17 protein-coding genes are annotated in these 16,232 nt (G+C 67.7%); 6 read left to right on the top strand and 11 right to left on the bottom strand.

Annotated features, from left to right (window positions below):
• Nucleotides 1-39: 39 nt before the first annotated feature.
• A complete protein-coding gene (locus ACFWU2_RS17870; protein ID WP_378608638.1) occupies nucleotides 40-1,578 on the top strand; it encodes a M20/M25/M40 family metallo-hydrolase in 1,539 nt (512 codons plus the stop codon).
• A gap of 16 nt (nucleotides 1,579-1,594) precedes the next feature.
• On the opposite strand, the gene thiD is transcribed toward ACFWU2_RS17870, so the two are convergent.
• On the bottom strand, nucleotides 1,595-2,440 hold the full coding sequence (gene thiD, locus ACFWU2_RS17865) for a bifunctional hydroxymethylpyrimidine kinase/phosphomethylpyrimidine kinase (protein WP_378608635.1): 846 nt from the start codon (nucleotides 2,438-2,440) through the stop codon (nucleotides 1,595-1,597).
• Nucleotides 2,441-2,595: 155 nt separating this feature from the next.
• Between thiD and ACFWU2_RS17860 the strand changes: the two genes are divergently transcribed.
• Complete coding sequence (locus ACFWU2_RS17860) at nucleotides 2,596-2,952, top strand: GNAT family N-acetyltransferase (RefSeq protein ID WP_378608769.1); 357 nt, start codon at nucleotides 2,596-2,598, stop codon at nucleotides 2,950-2,952.
• A gap of 67 nt (nucleotides 2,953-3,019) precedes the next feature.
• Here the strand turns inward: ACFWU2_RS17860 and ACFWU2_RS17855 are convergent, their stop codons facing one another.
• Genes ACFWU2_RS17855 through ACFWU2_RS17845 form a run of 3 tightly spaced genes read right to left on the bottom strand, consistent with a single transcriptional unit; the run spans nucleotide 3,020 to nucleotide 5,442 of the window.
• Nucleotides 3,020-3,832: an exodeoxyribonuclease III gene (locus tag ACFWU2_RS17855; RefSeq protein ID WP_378608633.1), complete on the bottom strand. Its 813-nt coding sequence runs from the start codon at nucleotides 3,830-3,832 to the stop codon at nucleotides 3,020-3,022.
• Nucleotides 3,833-3,866: 34 nt separating this feature from the next.
• Nucleotides 3,867-4,856 carry a GNAT family N-acetyltransferase gene (locus ACFWU2_RS17850; protein WP_378608630.1) on the bottom strand — a complete coding sequence of 330 codons (990 nt, stop codon included), beginning with the start codon at nucleotides 4,854-4,856 and terminating at the stop codon, nucleotides 3,867-3,869.
• Complete coding sequence (locus ACFWU2_RS17845; protein WP_169619201.1) at nucleotides 4,846-5,442, bottom strand: peptide deformylase; 597 nt, start codon at nucleotides 5,440-5,442, stop codon at nucleotides 4,846-4,848. The genes ACFWU2_RS17850 and ACFWU2_RS17845 overlap by 11 nt, the downstream gene beginning before the upstream one ends.
• A gap of 131 nt (nucleotides 5,443-5,573) precedes the next feature.
• On the opposite strand from ACFWU2_RS17845, the gene ACFWU2_RS17840 reads away from it, so the two are divergent.
• From ACFWU2_RS17840 to ACFWU2_RS17825, 4 genes are all read left to right on the top strand, one after another.
• Nucleotides 5,574-5,933 (top strand): DUF3263 domain-containing protein, encoded by a 360-nt coding sequence (locus ACFWU2_RS17840; protein WP_378608626.1) that lies wholly within the window; start codon nucleotides 5,574-5,576, stop codon nucleotides 5,931-5,933.
• Between the two features lie 32 nt (nucleotides 5,934-5,965).
• Nucleotides 5,966-6,565: a LytR C-terminal domain-containing protein gene (locus ACFWU2_RS17835; RefSeq protein ID WP_378608623.1), complete on the top strand. Its 600-nt coding sequence runs from the start codon at nucleotides 5,966-5,968 to the stop codon at nucleotides 6,563-6,565.
• Between the two features lie 114 nt (nucleotides 6,566-6,679).
• Nucleotides 6,680-7,336: a superoxide dismutase family protein gene (locus ACFWU2_RS17830; RefSeq protein ID WP_378608620.1), complete on the top strand. Its 657-nt coding sequence runs from the start codon at nucleotides 6,680-6,682 to the stop codon at nucleotides 7,334-7,336.
• A gap of 91 nt (nucleotides 7,337-7,427) precedes the next feature.
• Nucleotides 7,428-8,549: a glutamate--cysteine ligase gene (locus tag ACFWU2_RS17825; protein WP_378608617.1), complete on the top strand. Its 1,122-nt coding sequence runs from the start codon at nucleotides 7,428-7,430 to the stop codon at nucleotides 8,547-8,549.
• 11 nt (nucleotides 8,550-8,560) lie between these two features.
• On the opposite strand, the gene mnhG is transcribed toward ACFWU2_RS17825, so the two are convergent.
• The 7 genes from mnhG to ACFWU2_RS17790 all read right to left on the bottom strand — a co-directional run bounded on the left by mnhG (nucleotide 8,561) and on the right by ACFWU2_RS17790 (nucleotide 16,232).
• The gene (gene mnhG, locus ACFWU2_RS17820; protein WP_378608614.1) at nucleotides 8,561-8,893 is read right to left on the bottom strand and encodes a monovalent cation/H(+) antiporter subunit G; all 333 of its coding nucleotides are present in this window, start codon (nucleotides 8,891-8,893) and stop codon (nucleotides 8,561-8,563) included.
• Nucleotides 8,890-9,150, bottom strand: a complete 261-nt coding sequence (locus tag ACFWU2_RS17815; protein ID WP_378608610.1) for a monovalent cation/H+ antiporter complex subunit F — start codon at nucleotides 9,148-9,150, stop codon at nucleotides 8,890-8,892. The genes mnhG and ACFWU2_RS17815 overlap by 4 nt, the downstream gene beginning before the upstream one ends.
• A complete protein-coding gene (locus ACFWU2_RS17810; RefSeq protein WP_378608766.1) occupies nucleotides 9,150-9,695 on the bottom strand; it encodes a Na+/H+ antiporter subunit E in 546 nt (181 codons plus the stop codon). Before ACFWU2_RS17810 ends, ACFWU2_RS17815 begins: the two co-directional genes overlap by 1 nt.
• A 2-nt stretch (nucleotides 9,696-9,697) precedes the next feature.
• A complete protein-coding gene (locus ACFWU2_RS17805; RefSeq protein WP_378608608.1) occupies nucleotides 9,698-11,287 on the bottom strand; it encodes a Na+/H+ antiporter subunit D in 1,590 nt (529 codons plus the stop codon).
• Nucleotides 11,284-11,928, bottom strand: coding sequence for a Na(+)/H(+) antiporter subunit C (locus ACFWU2_RS17800; protein WP_378608763.1), 645 nt, complete (start codon nucleotides 11,926-11,928; stop codon nucleotides 11,284-11,286). The genes ACFWU2_RS17805 and ACFWU2_RS17800 overlap by 4 nt, the downstream gene beginning before the upstream one ends.
• Nucleotides 11,928-14,765 carry a Na+/H+ antiporter subunit A gene (locus tag ACFWU2_RS17795; RefSeq protein WP_378608605.1) on the bottom strand — a complete coding sequence of 946 codons (2,838 nt, stop codon included), beginning with the start codon at nucleotides 14,763-14,765 and terminating at the stop codon, nucleotides 11,928-11,930. Before ACFWU2_RS17795 ends, ACFWU2_RS17800 begins: the two co-directional genes overlap by 1 nt.
• Before the next feature lie 285 nt (nucleotides 14,766-15,050).
• Nucleotides 15,051-16,232, bottom strand: coding sequence for a hypothetical protein (locus tag ACFWU2_RS17790; protein ID WP_378608602.1), 1,182 nt, complete (start codon nucleotides 16,230-16,232; stop codon nucleotides 15,051-15,053).

The raw sequence follows: 16,232 nt of genomic DNA, 5'->3' as shown, positions 1-16,232 counted from the left end.
CACCACGCGCGGACCCCACCGGTCGATTACGCTCTGCCCATGGCGCGCGGACGGTGGGGACGGGCGGGGCTGTCGATCGCGGTAGCGGTCCTGTCGGTCGCGGGATGCGCGGCCGACGACAGTGCCGACAGCAGTGGCGCCAGCGGCGGGGCTTCCGACAGCGTTGGTTCCGACAGCGTTGGTTCCGACAGCGGGCAGGCACCCTCGTCGCTCGATCCGTACGCGATCGCCGATCGGGTGCAGATCGAGGCGGTCACGGCACATCTGAGCGAACTCGAACGCATCGCGGACGAGAACGAAGGCAACCGCGCGCTCGGCACCCCCGGATACGACGCGAGTGTCGACTACGTCGCCGGCCGGTTGCGCGACGCCGGGTTCGACGTGCAGACACCGGAATTCGACGTGACCGGGTTCGACGTGGAGACCGAGACCCTCGACATCGACGGCACCGCCGTGAGCGTGCGCGCGTTGGGCTTTTCGCCCTCGACCGGTCCGGACGGACTGACCGTGCGGCCCGTGCGGGTTCCGTCCGACGAGACGCCGGGCTGTGAGCCCACCGACTACGACGGCCTCGACGTCTCCGGATCGGTGGTACTCGTCGACCGCGGTGCATGCACGTTCTCGGTGAAGGAGCAGGTCGCCGCGGATCGGGGAGCGGCTGCGGTGTTGGTCGTCAACAACGAGGACGGGCCGCTGTCCGGTGCGGGGCTCACCGAGGACGAGAAACCGCGGATACCTGTCGGAGGACTCGCCCGGCAGGACGCCGACACGGTCGCAGGGGCATCCTCCGTGAAGCTGACTCTCGACACCACGACCGAGAGGCAGAGTTCGCGCAACGTGATCGCCGAGACCTCCACCGGCGCAGCCGACAATGTGGTGGTCGTCGGGGCACATCTCGACAGCGTCCCGGAAGGGCCCGGCATCAACGACAACGGCACGGGGGTCGCCTCCGTGCTCGAAACCGCACTGCAACTCGGCGCGGAACCGGATGTCGCCAACAAGGTGCGCTTCGCATTCTGGGGAGCGGAAGAAGTCGGGCTCGTCGGATCCGCTCGCTACGTCGACGGACTGTCCGACGACGAACGCCGCAACATCGCGCTGTATCTCAACTTCGACATGCTCGGCTCCCCGAACCCCGGATATCTCGTCTTCGACGGAGACGACTCCGACGGCGAAGGGGAAGGTCCCGGACCGGAGGGCTCGGCGGGGATCGAGCGGACGTTCGCACAATTCTTCGCGGAGCGCGGCATCACCGTGTCGGGCACGGATTTCGACGGCAGATCCGATTACGGACCGTTCGTCGCCGTCGGCATTCCCGCCGGCGGGGTGTTCAGCGGCGCAGACGATGAGAAGACCGCCGAACAGGCGGAACTGTGGGGCGGTACCGGCGGCGAGGCATTCGACCCGAACTACCACACCGCCGAGGACGATGTCGCGAACGTGGACCGCGCCGCGCTCGCCGCAGCCGCGGCGTCGGTCGGGTACGGCACGGCGTTCTACGCGTTGTCGGTCGACGGACCGGACGGGGTGCCCGTCGGCGACGCACGAGTGCAGGCGCGCGAGGCGTTCACCGAGTAACCGGCACCGGCCGCGGTCACTTCTCCTGCAGCCGCCACAACGGGTTGACCGGTCCGTGGCCGCGCCCCAGGTCGTACGACCATTCGAGACACTTGGTGATCCATTCCTTCGCGAACGCCACCGCGTCGGGGACCGACCGGCCGTGCGCGAGGGCCGAGGCGATCGCGGCGGCCAGGGTGTCGCCGCCGCCGTGATCGTTGCCCGTGTCGATCCGGGGAGTGGTGAATTCGAGGAAACGATCCCCATCGAACAACAGGTCGGTGCTCGACGACGACGTGCGCAGATGCCCGCCCTTGACGATGGCCCATTGCGCACCGAGCGCGTGCAGGGCTTCGGCCGCGCGCCGCGCCGACGGATCGTCCACCACGTCGATGCCCGTGATGAGACGGATCTCGTCCAGATTCGGGGTGACAACGGTGGCCCGCGGGATCAACACGGAACGGATCGCGTCGAGCGCATCGGCATGAACCAGCGGGTCGCCGTGCATCGAAGCGCACACCGGGTCGACGACGAGCGGCACCGCCAGGTCGCGGCCGATGCCCATCTCGGTGCACACTGCGGCGACGGCCTCGATGATCGACGTGGACGGGAGCATTCCGGTCTTGGCAGCCGAGACGCCGATGTCGTCGACGACGCACCGAACTTGTGCGGCGACGGTCTCGGCAGGGATCTCGTGGAAGCTCTCCACTCCCACCGAGTTCTGCACCGTGACCGCGGCGACCGCGACGCACGCGTGCACACCGCACATCGCCATGGTCCGGGTGTCGGCTTGGATGCCGGCGCCGCCACCGGAGTCGGTGCCTGCGATGGTGAGGGCGCGAACCGGCGTTTCACCGGCAGGTGACAAGGGCAGAAGTTCCACGGCGCTTACCCTACCGAGGCTGTGGGGGCTCACCCTCGGCAGCGGCTCCACGGCGGGCCCGTCACGAAAATATGGGCGCCCGAAGGTTCCGACAGGAACGTGTTCTATAGTGGTCCAGGTCACAGTTTGATCAGGAAAACCGCTTGGAGATGCTCTTGGACACCAGTACGCCGAGCGCCGATGTGTCCGACAACGCCGACCAGAACCGCTTCGAACTGCGGCTCAACGGAGACCTCGTCGGCATACTCGGCTACTACGACACCAACTGCCCATCCGGAGTGCCCGGTCCGTGCGATCCGATCGTGGACTTCATGCACACCGTGATCGTGGAAGACTTCGGTCACCGCGGACTCGCGGCCGTCCTGGTGGGCGGCTCCCTCGATATCGCACGGAAACGCGGCTGGCGGGTCCGGCCGATCTGCACCTACGTCCAGCGCTACCTCGACTCACACGTCGGTTACGAGAACGTCGTGGTCTCGCCCGGTCCGGTCGCGCGCAGGGCGGGTTCCTGACCGCCGTGCCACCGAACTCCGTGTCACCGAACTCCGTGTCACCGAACTCCGCGCCACCGGGACTTCGCTACGCGGGTTCGTCCGCCAGATCGACGATGACCGGAGCGTGGTCGCTCGCGCCCTTGCCCTTGCGCTCGTTGCGGTCGATCTCGGCGCCGGTGACCCGCGCGGCAAACGCGGGAGAACCGAGCACGAAGTCGATCCGCATGCCCTGCTTCTTGGGGAACCGCAACTGCGTGTAGTCCCAGTACGTGTACACCCCGGGGCCCGGCGCATGCGGGCGCACCACGTCGGTGAACCCGGCATCGGCGAACGCATGGAAGGCGTCGCGCTCGGGCTGCGAGGTATGCGTTTTGCCCTCGAAGAATCCGGGGTCCCAGACGTCGTCGTCGGTGGGTGCGACATTCCAGTCGCCGACGAGGGCGATCTGCTGATCGGGGTTGGCGGAGAGCCACGCCTGCGCGTCGGCCCGCAGTTTCGCGAGCCAGTCGAGTTTGTAGGCGTAGTGCGGATCGTTGAGGTCGCGGCCGTTGGGTACATACAGGCTCCACACGCGCACACCGCCGCACGTCGCGCCGATCGCGCGGGCTTCGAGCGCGGGGGAGATCTCGGGATCCTTGGAGAAGCCGGGCTGGTCTTCGAACCCGACCTGCACGTCGTCCAGGCCGACGCGGGAAACGATGGCGACGCCGTTCCACTGGCTCAACCCGACGTGCGCGACCTCGTAGCCCAGTTCTTCGAACCGCTCCTTCGGGAACTGCTCGTCCTTGCACTTCGTCTCCTGCATGGCGAGCACATCGGTGCCTGTCCGCTGCATCCAGTCGACGATCCGGTCGGTCCGGGCCCGGACCGAGTTCACATTCCACGTTGCCAATCGCACGCCCACACTCTAGGTCAGGGGTACGACGCGACGATTACGCGCGATCGGCGGACGCCGGGGCCGGGGGTTCGGTCGCGTAGGTGTAGTGGTGATGGTCGACGAACCCGAGTTCCCGGTACATCGTGCGCGCGGCCACGTTCTCGTCGTGGACCTGCAGATAGGCATGGGTAGCGCCGGCGTCGCGGGCCCAGGCGAGCAGCGACCCGCACAGCAGGGTCCCGAGACCGTGGCGCCGGTGCTCGGGGGCGACCTCCACCGCGGAGAGACCCACCCAGCGGCGTCCGTCCGGGGCATGGGTCACCGCGGCCCGCCCGATGGCGAGGGGCGGTTGCCCGGGCGCTCCGATCCGGCCGAATCCGAGGGTGCCCGCGGCGACGGCGCCGAGCACGGCCTGCGCGACCGGGGGCGCCGTGCCGTTCCTGTAGAGCGACAACCATTCCTCGTCCGGTTCCCCGGCGACCGCGACGGGTACCGGCCCCTCCGGCAGCGGCACGTTCTCGAGGTCCGCACCCATCACGACCACTCTGTCGCCGGTGGGCCAGCCCTGCGGAACGCGGGCCAGCCGGTCGGGGACGAGGAGACGCAGCGGAAGACCGCGCGCGGCGAACCAGTCGCGCAGGCGTGCCCGCACCTCGGGATCGGCAGGGTCTGCGACGGTGCCGGGCGCCCCGATCGGGGTCGCCGAGTTGGCGCGGCCGGTGAAACCGCCGCCCGCCCGCAGGAACCAGCCGTCGATCCACTCCTGTTCCAGGCCGGGCCATCCGGCTGCGGCGGCATGTTCGAGGGACCGAATCTCGGAGGTACGGATCGGCCGTGTGGCGATCTGCTTCACGGCCACCACGGCACTCGGCGAGACCTGCACGAGTCGCTTGTCCGCGGTGCGCACCGCCACGACCGGATCGACGGAGACGAGTTCGCCGATCACATCCGTCATGGGATGGCTGTATCCCGCGGGTAAGCGATAGCGCAGCACCACCCGGCTCCCGAGCGGTACTGCGGGTACGGCAGGTTCGTCAGTCGTCATCGTCGTGCCCGAACGGATCCTCGACCGTTCCGGGCATCCACGTCAGGCCGGGAGTTCCCCATCCGGCACGCTTGATCGTCTTCTTGGCTGCGCGCGCGTTGCGGCCGATCAGCACGTCGACGTAGAGGTACCCGTCGAGGTGGCCGACCTCGTGTTGCAGCATGCGCGCGAAGAACCCGTGGCCCTCGATCTCGACGGGGTTGCCGTCGGCGTCCGTTCCGGTGACCTTCGCCCACTCGGCGCGGCCCGTCGGAAAGTTCTCGCCGGGCACGGACAGGCACCCTTCGAGGTCGTCCTCGGGATCCGGCATCGTCTCGGGGATTTCCGACGTCTCGAGTACCGGGTTGACGACAACTCCCCGGCGGCGCGCGACGTGCCCGGATTCGTCCCGGTCGGGGCAGTCGTAGACGAACAGGCGCTTGGCGACGCCGACCTGGTTGGCGGCGAGTCCGACCCCGTTCGCGGCATCCATCGTCTCGTACATGTCGGCGATCAACTGAGCGAGCTCGGCGGGGGATTCGGTCACCGGTTCGGTCGGGTTGTGCAGCACGGGGTCGCCGACGATGACGATCGGAAGAATGGCCATGGTGGAACAGGATAGTGCGCGCGGCTGAGGCGCTCGTCGGGCCGGTACGTGTCGGAACAGCGTGGTTGAATTACGGTCGGAAACACACAGGTGTAATTGTCGCCCGAGTGATCCGAGCTTCGAGGAGTGACATGGACGGCGCAGCAGCGCACGATGGGGGCCGGTCCGATGCAGAGGCCCAGCGCAGTGACGACGAGATCGTCGGCGCGGCTGATCCGAATGCGGTCGGAGACGACGGCCTGAGCCGGCGCGACCACGACATTCTGGCTTTCGAGCGGCAGTGGTGGAAGTACGCCGGCGCCAAGGAAGAAGCCATCAAGGAACTGTTCGGGCTCTCCGCGACCCGCTATTACCAGGTGCTCAACGCGCTCGTCGACCGGCCGGAAGCTCTTGCCGCCGATCCCATGCTGGTCAAACGACTCCGTCGGCTGCGGGCGAGCCGGCAGAAGGCACGTGCCGCACGACGCCTCGGATTCGAAACGACGCGTTAGCCGAGCGTCAGCGAGCGAACCGTCGGCCAACTATGGTCGAACGCGTGAGCAGAACCGCCGAGAAACCCAACCGAGCACCCTCGTCGTCGGGGCCACCCCTCCGGGCCTTCGCGATGGTGTTGATCTCCCTCGCAATTCTGTTCGCCGGGATCGGGATGGCTTCACTCGGCGGCTCCGACGACGACGCGACCACCACCGCGAGCAGCGAACCCTCCGAGGCCGCTCCGTCGGCGTCGGCCGCGAGTGCGTTCGGGAGCGCGGCATCGGCGGCGCCGAACGCAGCGCAGCCGCCCGTCGCGACGTCGGCTTCCCCGGCCACCACCACCCCCGGATCGTCGGCGGCGGCAGTGCCCGCAACCCCGGCACCCGTGCGGGTACTCAACAACAGCAACGTCGCCGGTCTCGCCGCCCAGACGGCCAGTCTTCTCGAGGACGAGGGCTTCACGATCTCGGAGACGGGCAACTACAGCAACGGCACTGTCAGCCGGACCGCGGTCTATTACGGGACGACACCGGGTGAGGAGGCCACCGCGCTCGAAGTCGCCGATGCGCTCGGGGTCACGGCGCAACCGCGTCTTCCCGACCTCGCCGACGAGCCTGCGGGCGTGATCGTCATCGTCGCTGCGTCGTAGGCAAGACGAGGCGGTGCCGTCGTCCCCGACGGACGTTCCCGTAACAGGGCAAGGCCGCGTTCGGGGCCCCGGCTATGATCGGATTACTTTTCGGCACTTCGAAGGAGCGGTTTGATGGTCTCCAGTTCCACCCGTCGCATGTCTTGGCGTGCTCTGGCCCCGATTGTCGCGATCGCTGCAGTCGGCCTGACCGCGTGCTCGAACAACGAGGAACCGACCGACGTGCCGGGTACGACACCGCCCGTGTGGACCGGCTCCGCTGCCCCCGGCGACTCCCACGGGGACTCCCACGGCAGCGAATCCGGAGCAGGCGGAGCGCAGGCCGGCAGCGCGCAGGGCGGCGCCTCCGCGGGTGCGGCCGCTCTCACGGCGGACCTGAAGACGGTGGACGGCGCTTCGGCCGGCACCGTCTCCTTCGCCGAGCAGGACGGCGACGTCCAGGTCACGATCGACGTCGAGGGCCTCGAGCCCGGCTACCACGGTGTCCACGTCCACGCGGTCGGCAAGTGCGAACCCGAGTCGGTCGCTCCCACGGGTGGCGCGCCGGGAGCATTCCTGTCCGCCGGCCCGCACCTGCAGGTCGAGGGCAGCACCTCGGTCCCGGAGAGCGGTGACCTGGTGTCGGTCGTCGTCCACGAAGACGGAACGGCCACCACGACCGTGACCACGAACGCGTTCACCCTCGAGGATCTGCAGGGTGAAGAAGGTACCTCGGTAGTCGTGCACGAGGACAACCTCGGCGCCCGCCTCTCGTGCGGCGTGATCGAGTGACGTTCCCCCGGACACCGCAAGCGCGGTAATTCCACTCACAGGGCCCCGCGGGCATGATCGGTTCGCGGGGCCCTTGTGGTTGGATCGAACCGTGGCAGTCGAGTTTCCGGGTTCTCCCCGTCCGACAGTAGGCGTGGAGTGGGAGATCGCCCTGGTCGACAAGACCACCCGCGATCTGTCGAACAGTGCGTCGGACGTGTTCGACTCCGTCGGCAGGATCGCGGGTGAGACACCGCGTCTGACGAAGGAGTTCCTGCGGAACACGGTCGAACTCGTCACCGACGTACACGACACGGTGGCGGAAGCGGTCGACGACCTGTCCGAATCGCTGTCGCTGCTGCGCCGCGCCGCGGACCCGCACGGTGTCGACCTGATGTGCGCGGGCACCCACCCGTTCGCGCAGTGGACGGACCAGATCGTCACGAGCGCACCGCACTACGACGAAATGATCGATCGCACCCGCTGGTGGGGCCGGCAGATGCTGATTTGGGGGGTGCACGTCCACGTCGGCGTGTCGTCACCGCACAAGGTCATTCCGATCCTCAACGCCTTGCTCGTGAAGTATCCGCACATGCTCGCGTTGTCGGCGTCGTCGCCGATCTGGGCGGGACACGACACCGGGTACGCCAGCAACCGGGCGCTGATGTTCCAGCAGTTGCCCACTGCCGGTCTGCCCTACCACTTCTCCGACTGGGCGCAGTACGAACGCTTCATCGAGGATCAACTCAAGTCCGGGGTCATCAACACTCCGGGAGGGATGCACTGGGACATCAGGCCCGCTCCCAAATGGGGCACGATCGAAGTGCGGGTCTTCGACGGCATCACCAACCGCGCCGAACTGGCCGCACTCGTCGCGTTCGTCCACTCGCTCGTCGTCTACTTCGACGAGTGTCTCGAACGCGGTGAAGACCTTCCGATCCTGCAGCCGTGGCACGTCAAGGAAAACAAGTGGCGCGCGGCGCGGTACGGGCTGGAGGCGGAGGTGATCCTGGACCCCGAATGTCACGAACGCCTCGTCACCGACGATCTGCACGACCTGCTCGAGCAGATCACGCCGACCGCTGCCCGCCTCGGGTGCGCCGACGAACTGGCGAAGGTCGCAGACATTCCGGTGCGCGGAGCGTCGTATCAACGGCAGCGACGTCTCGCGGAAGAATCCGGAGGCGACCTCGTTGCCGTGGTGGACTCGCTGGTCGGCGAACTGCGCGCCTGACGTGCCGCCGGTCAGGTTCCGTCGCCGGGGAACTCCTCTTCGAGCAGACCGTCCCGGCCGAGCTGTTCCCGGTAGGCGATGCGTCCCACCCGGTGCGCGATCACGGGTGCGGTCAGCACCATGAACATGCCGGCGAGCGCCATCATCCAGATGTCCACCGACCCGCGCAGGATCAGCATGGCCCCGCCGAGCACGAAGAGGAGCCCGATCACCTGAGGCTTCGTTGCGGGGTGCATTCGCGAGAGGGTGTCGCGGAAGCGCACCACTCCGATCGCCGCAGTGAACGAGATGACTGCCCCGATGAGAATCAGGATGTGACCGATCAGGTCGAAAAATGTGCTCATTGTTCGTCACGCACCCGGAAGCGGGCGATGGACACCGACCCGATGAATCCGACGAGCGCCAACGCGACGATCGAGGGAGCCACGGTGGTGTCGCGACTGTAGACCGCCCAGACGGCGAGGCCGCAGATCGCGATCGCCAGCAGGGCGTCGACGCCGACCAGCCGGTCGAGGGAATTCGGGCCGCCGAAGGCCCGGTAACAGATCAGGACTGCCGACACGAACAAGAGCACGCCGGAAATCACCAGCATCACGGTCATCAGATACTCTCCGTTCCGCTTCGCCAGGGGCTCGGCTGCCATTCGGAATCGCGCTCGAACGTCCTGATCAGGAGGCGTTCGATCAGTCGTGCCGAGCGGTAGAAATCCGCCACTGCGCGGTCGGTGCTCACGTCGAGGACGTGGACGTACACGATGCGGCGCGCCTGGTCGATTTCGAGAACCATCGTGCCGGGGATGTTGTTCATGATGTCCGTCCACAGTGTGAGCACCAGGTCGGACTTGATGGTCAGGCGGCAGCGCAGGACACCGGTCACCGGAGGCGGCGCCGGACGGATCGCGAGCCAGCCCACAGACACGGTCGAGCGAATCGATTCGATGAAGATGTACACGCCCAGCCGGACTGCCGACAACAGATGCACCCTGCCCTCGACGGGAACGCGCGGGAGCGGCAGCAGGACCATGACGATGATCGACACGACCAGTCCGCCGAGGATGTTGGCGATACTGAACGTGCCCCACAGCAGCACCCACACGAAGGTCATCCAGCCGAGCACGAACAGCCTGACGACATTGGCGCGTTTCATCATCATCGTCCGTCACCTCCCAGCACGGCCTCGATGTACACCGAGCGGTCCACCAGGTTTTCGGCGGCGCGGTGGCTGATGTCGAGCAGCGGGCCTGCGAACACCGTCAGCGACACGCCGATCGCCACGAGCCAGATGGTGGGCACGAGCATCGCGCGGGGCATCTTGCCGACGTCCTCCCGCTCCTCGAGAAGGATGTCCGTTTCGGATTCGTCGATCAGCGCGGAGGGACCGATATCGGCGAGTTCGCCTTCGGGAGCGTCGGCGCGGGCCCGCCAGAACGCTTTCGTCCAGATCCGCGCCACGACGTACAAGGTCAGAAGACTGGTCAGCACACTGCCGCCGACGAGCAGCCACGCGAGAACCGAACCGTCCTCGGCACCGGCCTGCAACAACGCGACCTTGCCGATGAACCCGGAGAACGGCGGAATCCCGCCGAGGTTGAGCGCCGGGATCAGGAACAGCACCGCAAGCAGCGGGCTGGCGAGCGCGAGTCCGCCGAGACGGCGCAGCGACGCCGAACCGGCCTGCCGCTCGATGAGCCCGACGACGAGGAACAGGGTCGTCTGCACGAGAATGTGGTGACCCACGTAGAACACCGCACCGGCGAGGCCCGTCTCGGACGACAGCGCGATACCGAAAATCATGTAGCCGATGTGGCTGACCAGGGTGAACGACAGCAGACGTTTGATGTCGTTCTGGGCGATCGCGCCGAGAATACCGACGATCATCGTCAGCAGACCCGCCACCATCAGGACCCCGTCGAGCTCACCCCCGGGGAACAGCAGGGTGTGGGCACGGATGATCGCGTAGACGCCCACCTTGGTGAGCAGCCCGGCGAACACGGCGGTGACGGGTGCGGGAGCGGTGGGGTACGAGTCGGGAAGCCACGACGACAGCGGGAACACCGCCGCCTTGATACCGAACGCGACGAGCAGGACGCCGAAGATCGCCGCACGGGTGCCTTCGGGCACGTCGTCCATCCGGACGGCCATCTGCGCGAGGTTCAAGGTGCCCGTCGCGGCGTAGGCGAACCCCATGCCGGCGAGGAACACCATCGACGACACCATCGACACCATCACGTACGAGACACCGGCCCGGACGCGGTCGGCGCTCGCCCCGATGGTCAACAGCACAAACGATGCCGCGAGAAGTACCTCGAATCCGACGAACAGATTGAAGAGGTCCCCGGCGAGGAACGCGATGTTCACGCCCGCGGTGAGGGCGAGATAGGTCGGCAGGAAGATGGAGACCGGCTGTTGTTCGTCGCCGTCGTGGATGCCCTGCCCGACGGCGAAGAGCATCACCGACAGCAACACGATCGCCGAGACGACCAGCATCAAGGCCGCGAGACGGTCCACCACCAGCGAGATACCGATCGGCGCTTCCCACCCGCCGACCTGCATCACTTCGATGCCGTTGCGGTCGGCGAAGTACAGCAGCGCGGCCGAGACCGCGAGAGTCGCGACCAGGGCGAAGACGGTGATTCCGCGCTGGGCGCGCGGCCGGCGGCCGAGGATCAGGGTGACGGCGGCTGCGAGCAGCGGGATGAGGACGGGCAGCGGGATGAGGGCGGCCGAAGTAAATATCATCGGCGATCTCCCTCTCCGTGCGTGTCGTCGTGCCGGTCGCTGTCCTCACCCGAACCGCTGCCGTGCGGTTCCGCACCCGTGTGGATCGGGTCGTACGCGGAGTCGGTGGGGTCGTCGAAATCGCCGTCGTGCAGGTCTTCGTACACCTCGAGATCCTCGATGTTGGTGAGTGCCTCGAGGGGAATCGGGTTGCCCTCGGCGTCGAAGGCGTCGCCACTCTTGCTGGGCTCGCCGGTGAGCGGGTCGTCGGAGCGGTCGCGCACCGGGGCGTCCGCCGGGCTGCGCCGCCGCGACACCAACGTGTCTTCGGGGTCGTTCTCGACCTCGTCGCGAGCACGGAATGTGTACGACCGGTATGTCAGGGCCAGCACGAAGGCCGCGATACCCATCGTGATCACGATGGACGTCAGGATCATCGCCTGGGCGAGCGGGTCGGCCATGTCCTCGTGCAAGTCGCTCTCGGTGCCGACGATCGGGGCTTTGCCCGACGGGCCGGAGAGCGTGAGGATCAGCAGGTTGATGGCGTTGCCGATGAGGAGCAGCCCCAGCAGCATTTTGATGATGCTGCGTTCGAGGAGCATGTAGACACCGCACGCGGCGAACACGCCGACGATGCCCATCAAGGTGAGATTCGCGGTCATCATCGCTTCGCCCCCACGACCTCGGCGTCGAGTCGCGCGCCGAGACTGCGCAGCACGTCGAGGATCAGCCCGACGACGATCAGGTACACACCGAGATCGAAGAACAGGGCGGTCACGATCTTGATGTCACCGAGCACCGGCAGGGTGAACTGCAGGGTCGCCGACGACAGCGCCGGGGCGCCGAGCAGCACGGACACCAGGGCCGTGCCGGCGGCGAGGGTGAGACCGAGACCGAGGATCTTTCCGGCGTCGATGGGAACCGCCTCTCCGAGCTCGTAGCGTCCTCCGGCCAGGTAACGCAGCACGAGCGCCAAGCCTGCGACGAGTCCGCCGGCGAAACCGCCACCGGGGGCGTTGTGCCCGGAGAAGTAGAAGTACACCGACAGCACCATCATGGTGGGGAACACCAGACGGGTCGTGACCTCGAGGACCAGGGACCGGTATCGCGGATCGATGAGGTCACCGCCCAGCAGCCACGTCGTGTCGTTGTTCGCCGATGCCGCATCGAGCTGCGCGGCGGGCGCATCCGACACGCGGGGCGCGGTGCCGAAGCGACGGGTTCGGAACACCAGGCTGGCGACGCCGGTCGCGGCGACCAGCAGCACCGAGATCTCACCGAGGGTGTCCCAGGCGCGGATGTCGACGAGCAGCACATTGACGACGTTCTTGCCGTCGCCCATGTTGTACGCGGCGTCGGGAAGCAGCAACGAGATGGGGTCGGCGCTGCGCGCGGCGACCGCGTAGGCACCGATACCCGTCACGACCAGGCCTACCGCGATGCCGAGCAGTGCCCGCGGCAGCCTGCTCTTGGCATCGGTTGCCGGGTCGGACTCCGGCGGGAGCCTCCGCAGCACCAGCACGAACATCACGAGGGTGACGGTCTCGACGAGGAACTGCGTCAAGGCGAGGTCGGGCGCTCCGTGCATCGCGAAGAGCAGACCGAGACCGTAACCGGTGACACCGACGACCAGAACGCCGCCGAGGCGGTTGCGCAGCACGGTTGCGGTGATCGCGGCACCGGCGACGATCACGCCGACCGCCAGCTCCCACGGGGTGTCCCAGAGGCGCGTCTCCGGCATCGTGCCCAGCCCGAACACGAACATGAGAACGGTCGGGAGCAACGTGAGCGTGACGAGGATCGTCGCCTGGGTGAGCGGCAGCGAACCCCGCTGGAGGAAGGCGGTGAGCCGCAGCGACAGCAGGTCCATGCCGCGCAGCGTCGCGTCGTACATCCGGTCGGCGTTGCCGAGAGGCGGATGTTCGAACTTGAGTCGTGCGATGGTGCGGTGCGCGAGGAACAGTGCCGTACCGCCGGCGATCACCACTGCCGTGAGACCCAGCGGCAACGTCAGCCCGTGCCACAGCGCGAGATGGTAGGGCTTCGAGAGCCCGGACGGCAGCGTGTCGGCGTACGGGGTGACCAGCCTGTCGATCCACGACGCGCCGAACCCGGCGGCGAGACCGGCGGCGGCAAGCGCGGTAGGCGCCGACATCAGAAGCCACCCGGGGGCGTGCACGTTCTGCACCGCCGGACTCGGGCGCTTGAGTTGCTTGCGGCCGAACGCGCCCCAGATGAACCGGATGCTGTAGGCGAGCGTGAGGATCGAACCGACCACGATGCCGGCGGTGGTGGCCACCCTCGCCCACTCGGGCAGGACGTCGGCGACGAGTGCGCCCTCCAGCGCAGCTTCCTTCGCGACGAACCCGATGAGCGGTGGTAGACCGGCCATGCTGGCGGCCGCCAGTATCGCGATGCCGGCGAGCACCGGCGTCGCCTTGCCGAGGTGGGCGAGCTTGCGGATGTCGCGGGTGCCCGTCGAGTGGTCGATGATGCCCACGACCATGAACAGGCACGCCTTGAACATCGCGTGCGCAATCACCATGGTGAGCCCGGCCAGCGCCGCTTCACGACTGCCGATCCCGACGAGTGCGGTGAGGAAGCCGAGCTGACTGACCGTGCCGAACGCGAGGATCAGTTTGAGGTCGAAGGCCCGGAACGCTCGCCAGCCGGCGAGGATCATCGAGGCGAGACCGAGACCGATGACGATCGGTCGCCATGCCGCACTGTCCGCGAAGCCGGGCGCCAACCTTGCGACGAGGTAGATGCCGGCCTTGACCATGGCCGCGGCATGCAGGTAACCGGATACCGGGGTGGGTGCCGCCATCGCGCCGGGCAGCCAGAAGTGCAGCGGGACCACGGCCGATTTCGACAGTGCGCCGATGAGGACGAGCACGATGGCGACGCCCGCCAGCCAGCCGTGTGGAGCGGCCTCCACGACCGCCGACAGGTTGTAGCTGCCCACCATCTGCCCGAGGATGATGATGCCGACGAGCATTGCGAGACCGCCGGCGGTGGTGACCAGGAGGGCCTGCGTCGCCGCACGGCGGCTCGATGCTCGCTCGGCGTAGTGGCCGACCAGCAGGAACGACAACACGGTCGTCAGTTCCCAGAAGATGTAGAGCAGCAGCATGTTGTCGCTGACGACCAGGCCGAACATCACTCCGGCGAAGGCGACCATCTCGGCGGCGAACAGTCCGAGCCGAGGTTCGTCGTCTTCGAAGTACCGGGAGCAGTAGAGCAGGATCAGCGATCCGATGCCGAGCACCAGCAGGCACATGATCGAGGCGAGAGTATCGAACCGGAGGTCGATATCCATCGACAACGAGGTCGCCCAGGGGATCTGCACCCGCTGCTCGGTTCCCCAGTGCGCGATGACCCAGCCCAGGCTGCCCAGCGGTACGAGTGCCAACGGCAGGAAGGCGTTTCTCCCCATGACTCTGACCAGAGACGGTGCCAGCAGAGCGGCTACCGCGTGAGCGAAGAGTATGGCGAGCAAAAGGCACTCCGTCGGGGTCGAGCCAGGCGGCGGTATCTGACTATGCGGCGTAACACATTTGTCAAGAAATACGGCACAATGCCGAAACGCGGGACGCCCCGACATGCGTTCGTTCCGCTCCTAATGGGCGAAACGGAATGAATCCATCTTAACGGTTGGCTTCGCACGCTTGCGAATCGGGTGGGAACAGCCTTCGCACGACGTGCCTGCGCAGTTCGCCGAATTGGATGTACCCGTCATCGAATTGAAGAGCCGCCCGGGCACCCGGATCGGCTACGGATCGGGCTACCGCACCTGCCACGCACATGCGCCGACGGTCGCGGCGAGCGCGAGCACGATCCACCGTGGGTCGGCCGGCAATACCCACACCGCTCCGATCACCGCCGCCGCGGGCACGGGGAGTGCCAGGCCCAGCGCCGCGATCGACGCCGATCCCGGCAGTGACGCGGCGAGGGCGAGACCGGTCCCCGCGGCGACGAGCGCGACACGCACCACGAGCGGAATTCCCTCGCCGATCTCTTCGGGAAACCAGATCGCGGCCACGGACACGACCGTCGCTACCGTGAACCCGGCGAGTGGGCTGGGGAAGTACCGGGCGAGACGAACCCCCACGAGCACGGCACCCACCGTGACCAGGAGAACCCACCGCGGTGCGCCCGCCCACAGTTCGACAACGATCGGATATCCCGCAGCGACTGCCCCGGTGGCGGCGAGTACGAACCGGTCGTTGCCCGGCGGGAGGAGACGTGCGGTGATCTCGGCTGCGATCACGATCGCAAGGAGGGCCGCTCCCACGACGAGCCACATCCGCACGGCGCTTTCGACCGCCTGCGACGTGACGAGATCACCGAGAAGCCGGTAACCGAGTGTGAGGACACCGGCGGCCACGACCGCGATGACGGACACCCGTGGGTCCAGCCGTTGCACGCGCATCCCGGGCCGGGCGGTGATCGCGGCAGCGACCAGCGCGACGAGGGCGAGCACCAGCAGCCATTGCGGCACGGTCCAGCGCATCACCGCTACCGGCACCACCGCGCCGGCGGCCGCTGCCGTGAGAAAAGCCGACCAGGCCCCGGTGACGAGCGCCCATTGGCCGCTCGCCGAACCCCACGCCCCGGCGGCCGCCGAGCCGAGCAGCACACCGGTGGTCGCGGCCACCACGAATCCCACGGCGGTGAGCGTCTCGGACGACGCGTCGACCGGAACGATGTACCGCACCGAGCCGAGCACCAGAACAGCGCCCGCCCCGATTGCCCATGCGGTCCGTCGCGAACCCGACCGCTGCAACCCGGTTGCGGCCAGAACCGCGAGCACCGCGGCGATCACCGGCGCGTAGTCGTTGCGCGTGCCCGCGGGCAGGACGGAGTCACCGACGGCGAGCACCATGACGGCCGCAGCCGCAGCAGCTACCGCGGCGAGCGTGGACACCGGATCGGCGAGCCGCACGGCCGTCGAGGCGGGAGACAT

This window comes from Rhodococcus sp. NPDC058639, assembly GCF_042717545.1.
Lineage (GTDB): Bacteria > Actinomycetota > Actinomycetes > Mycobacteriales > Mycobacteriaceae > Rhodococcus.
This window is presented reverse-complemented; position numbering and strand designations above follow the sequence as displayed.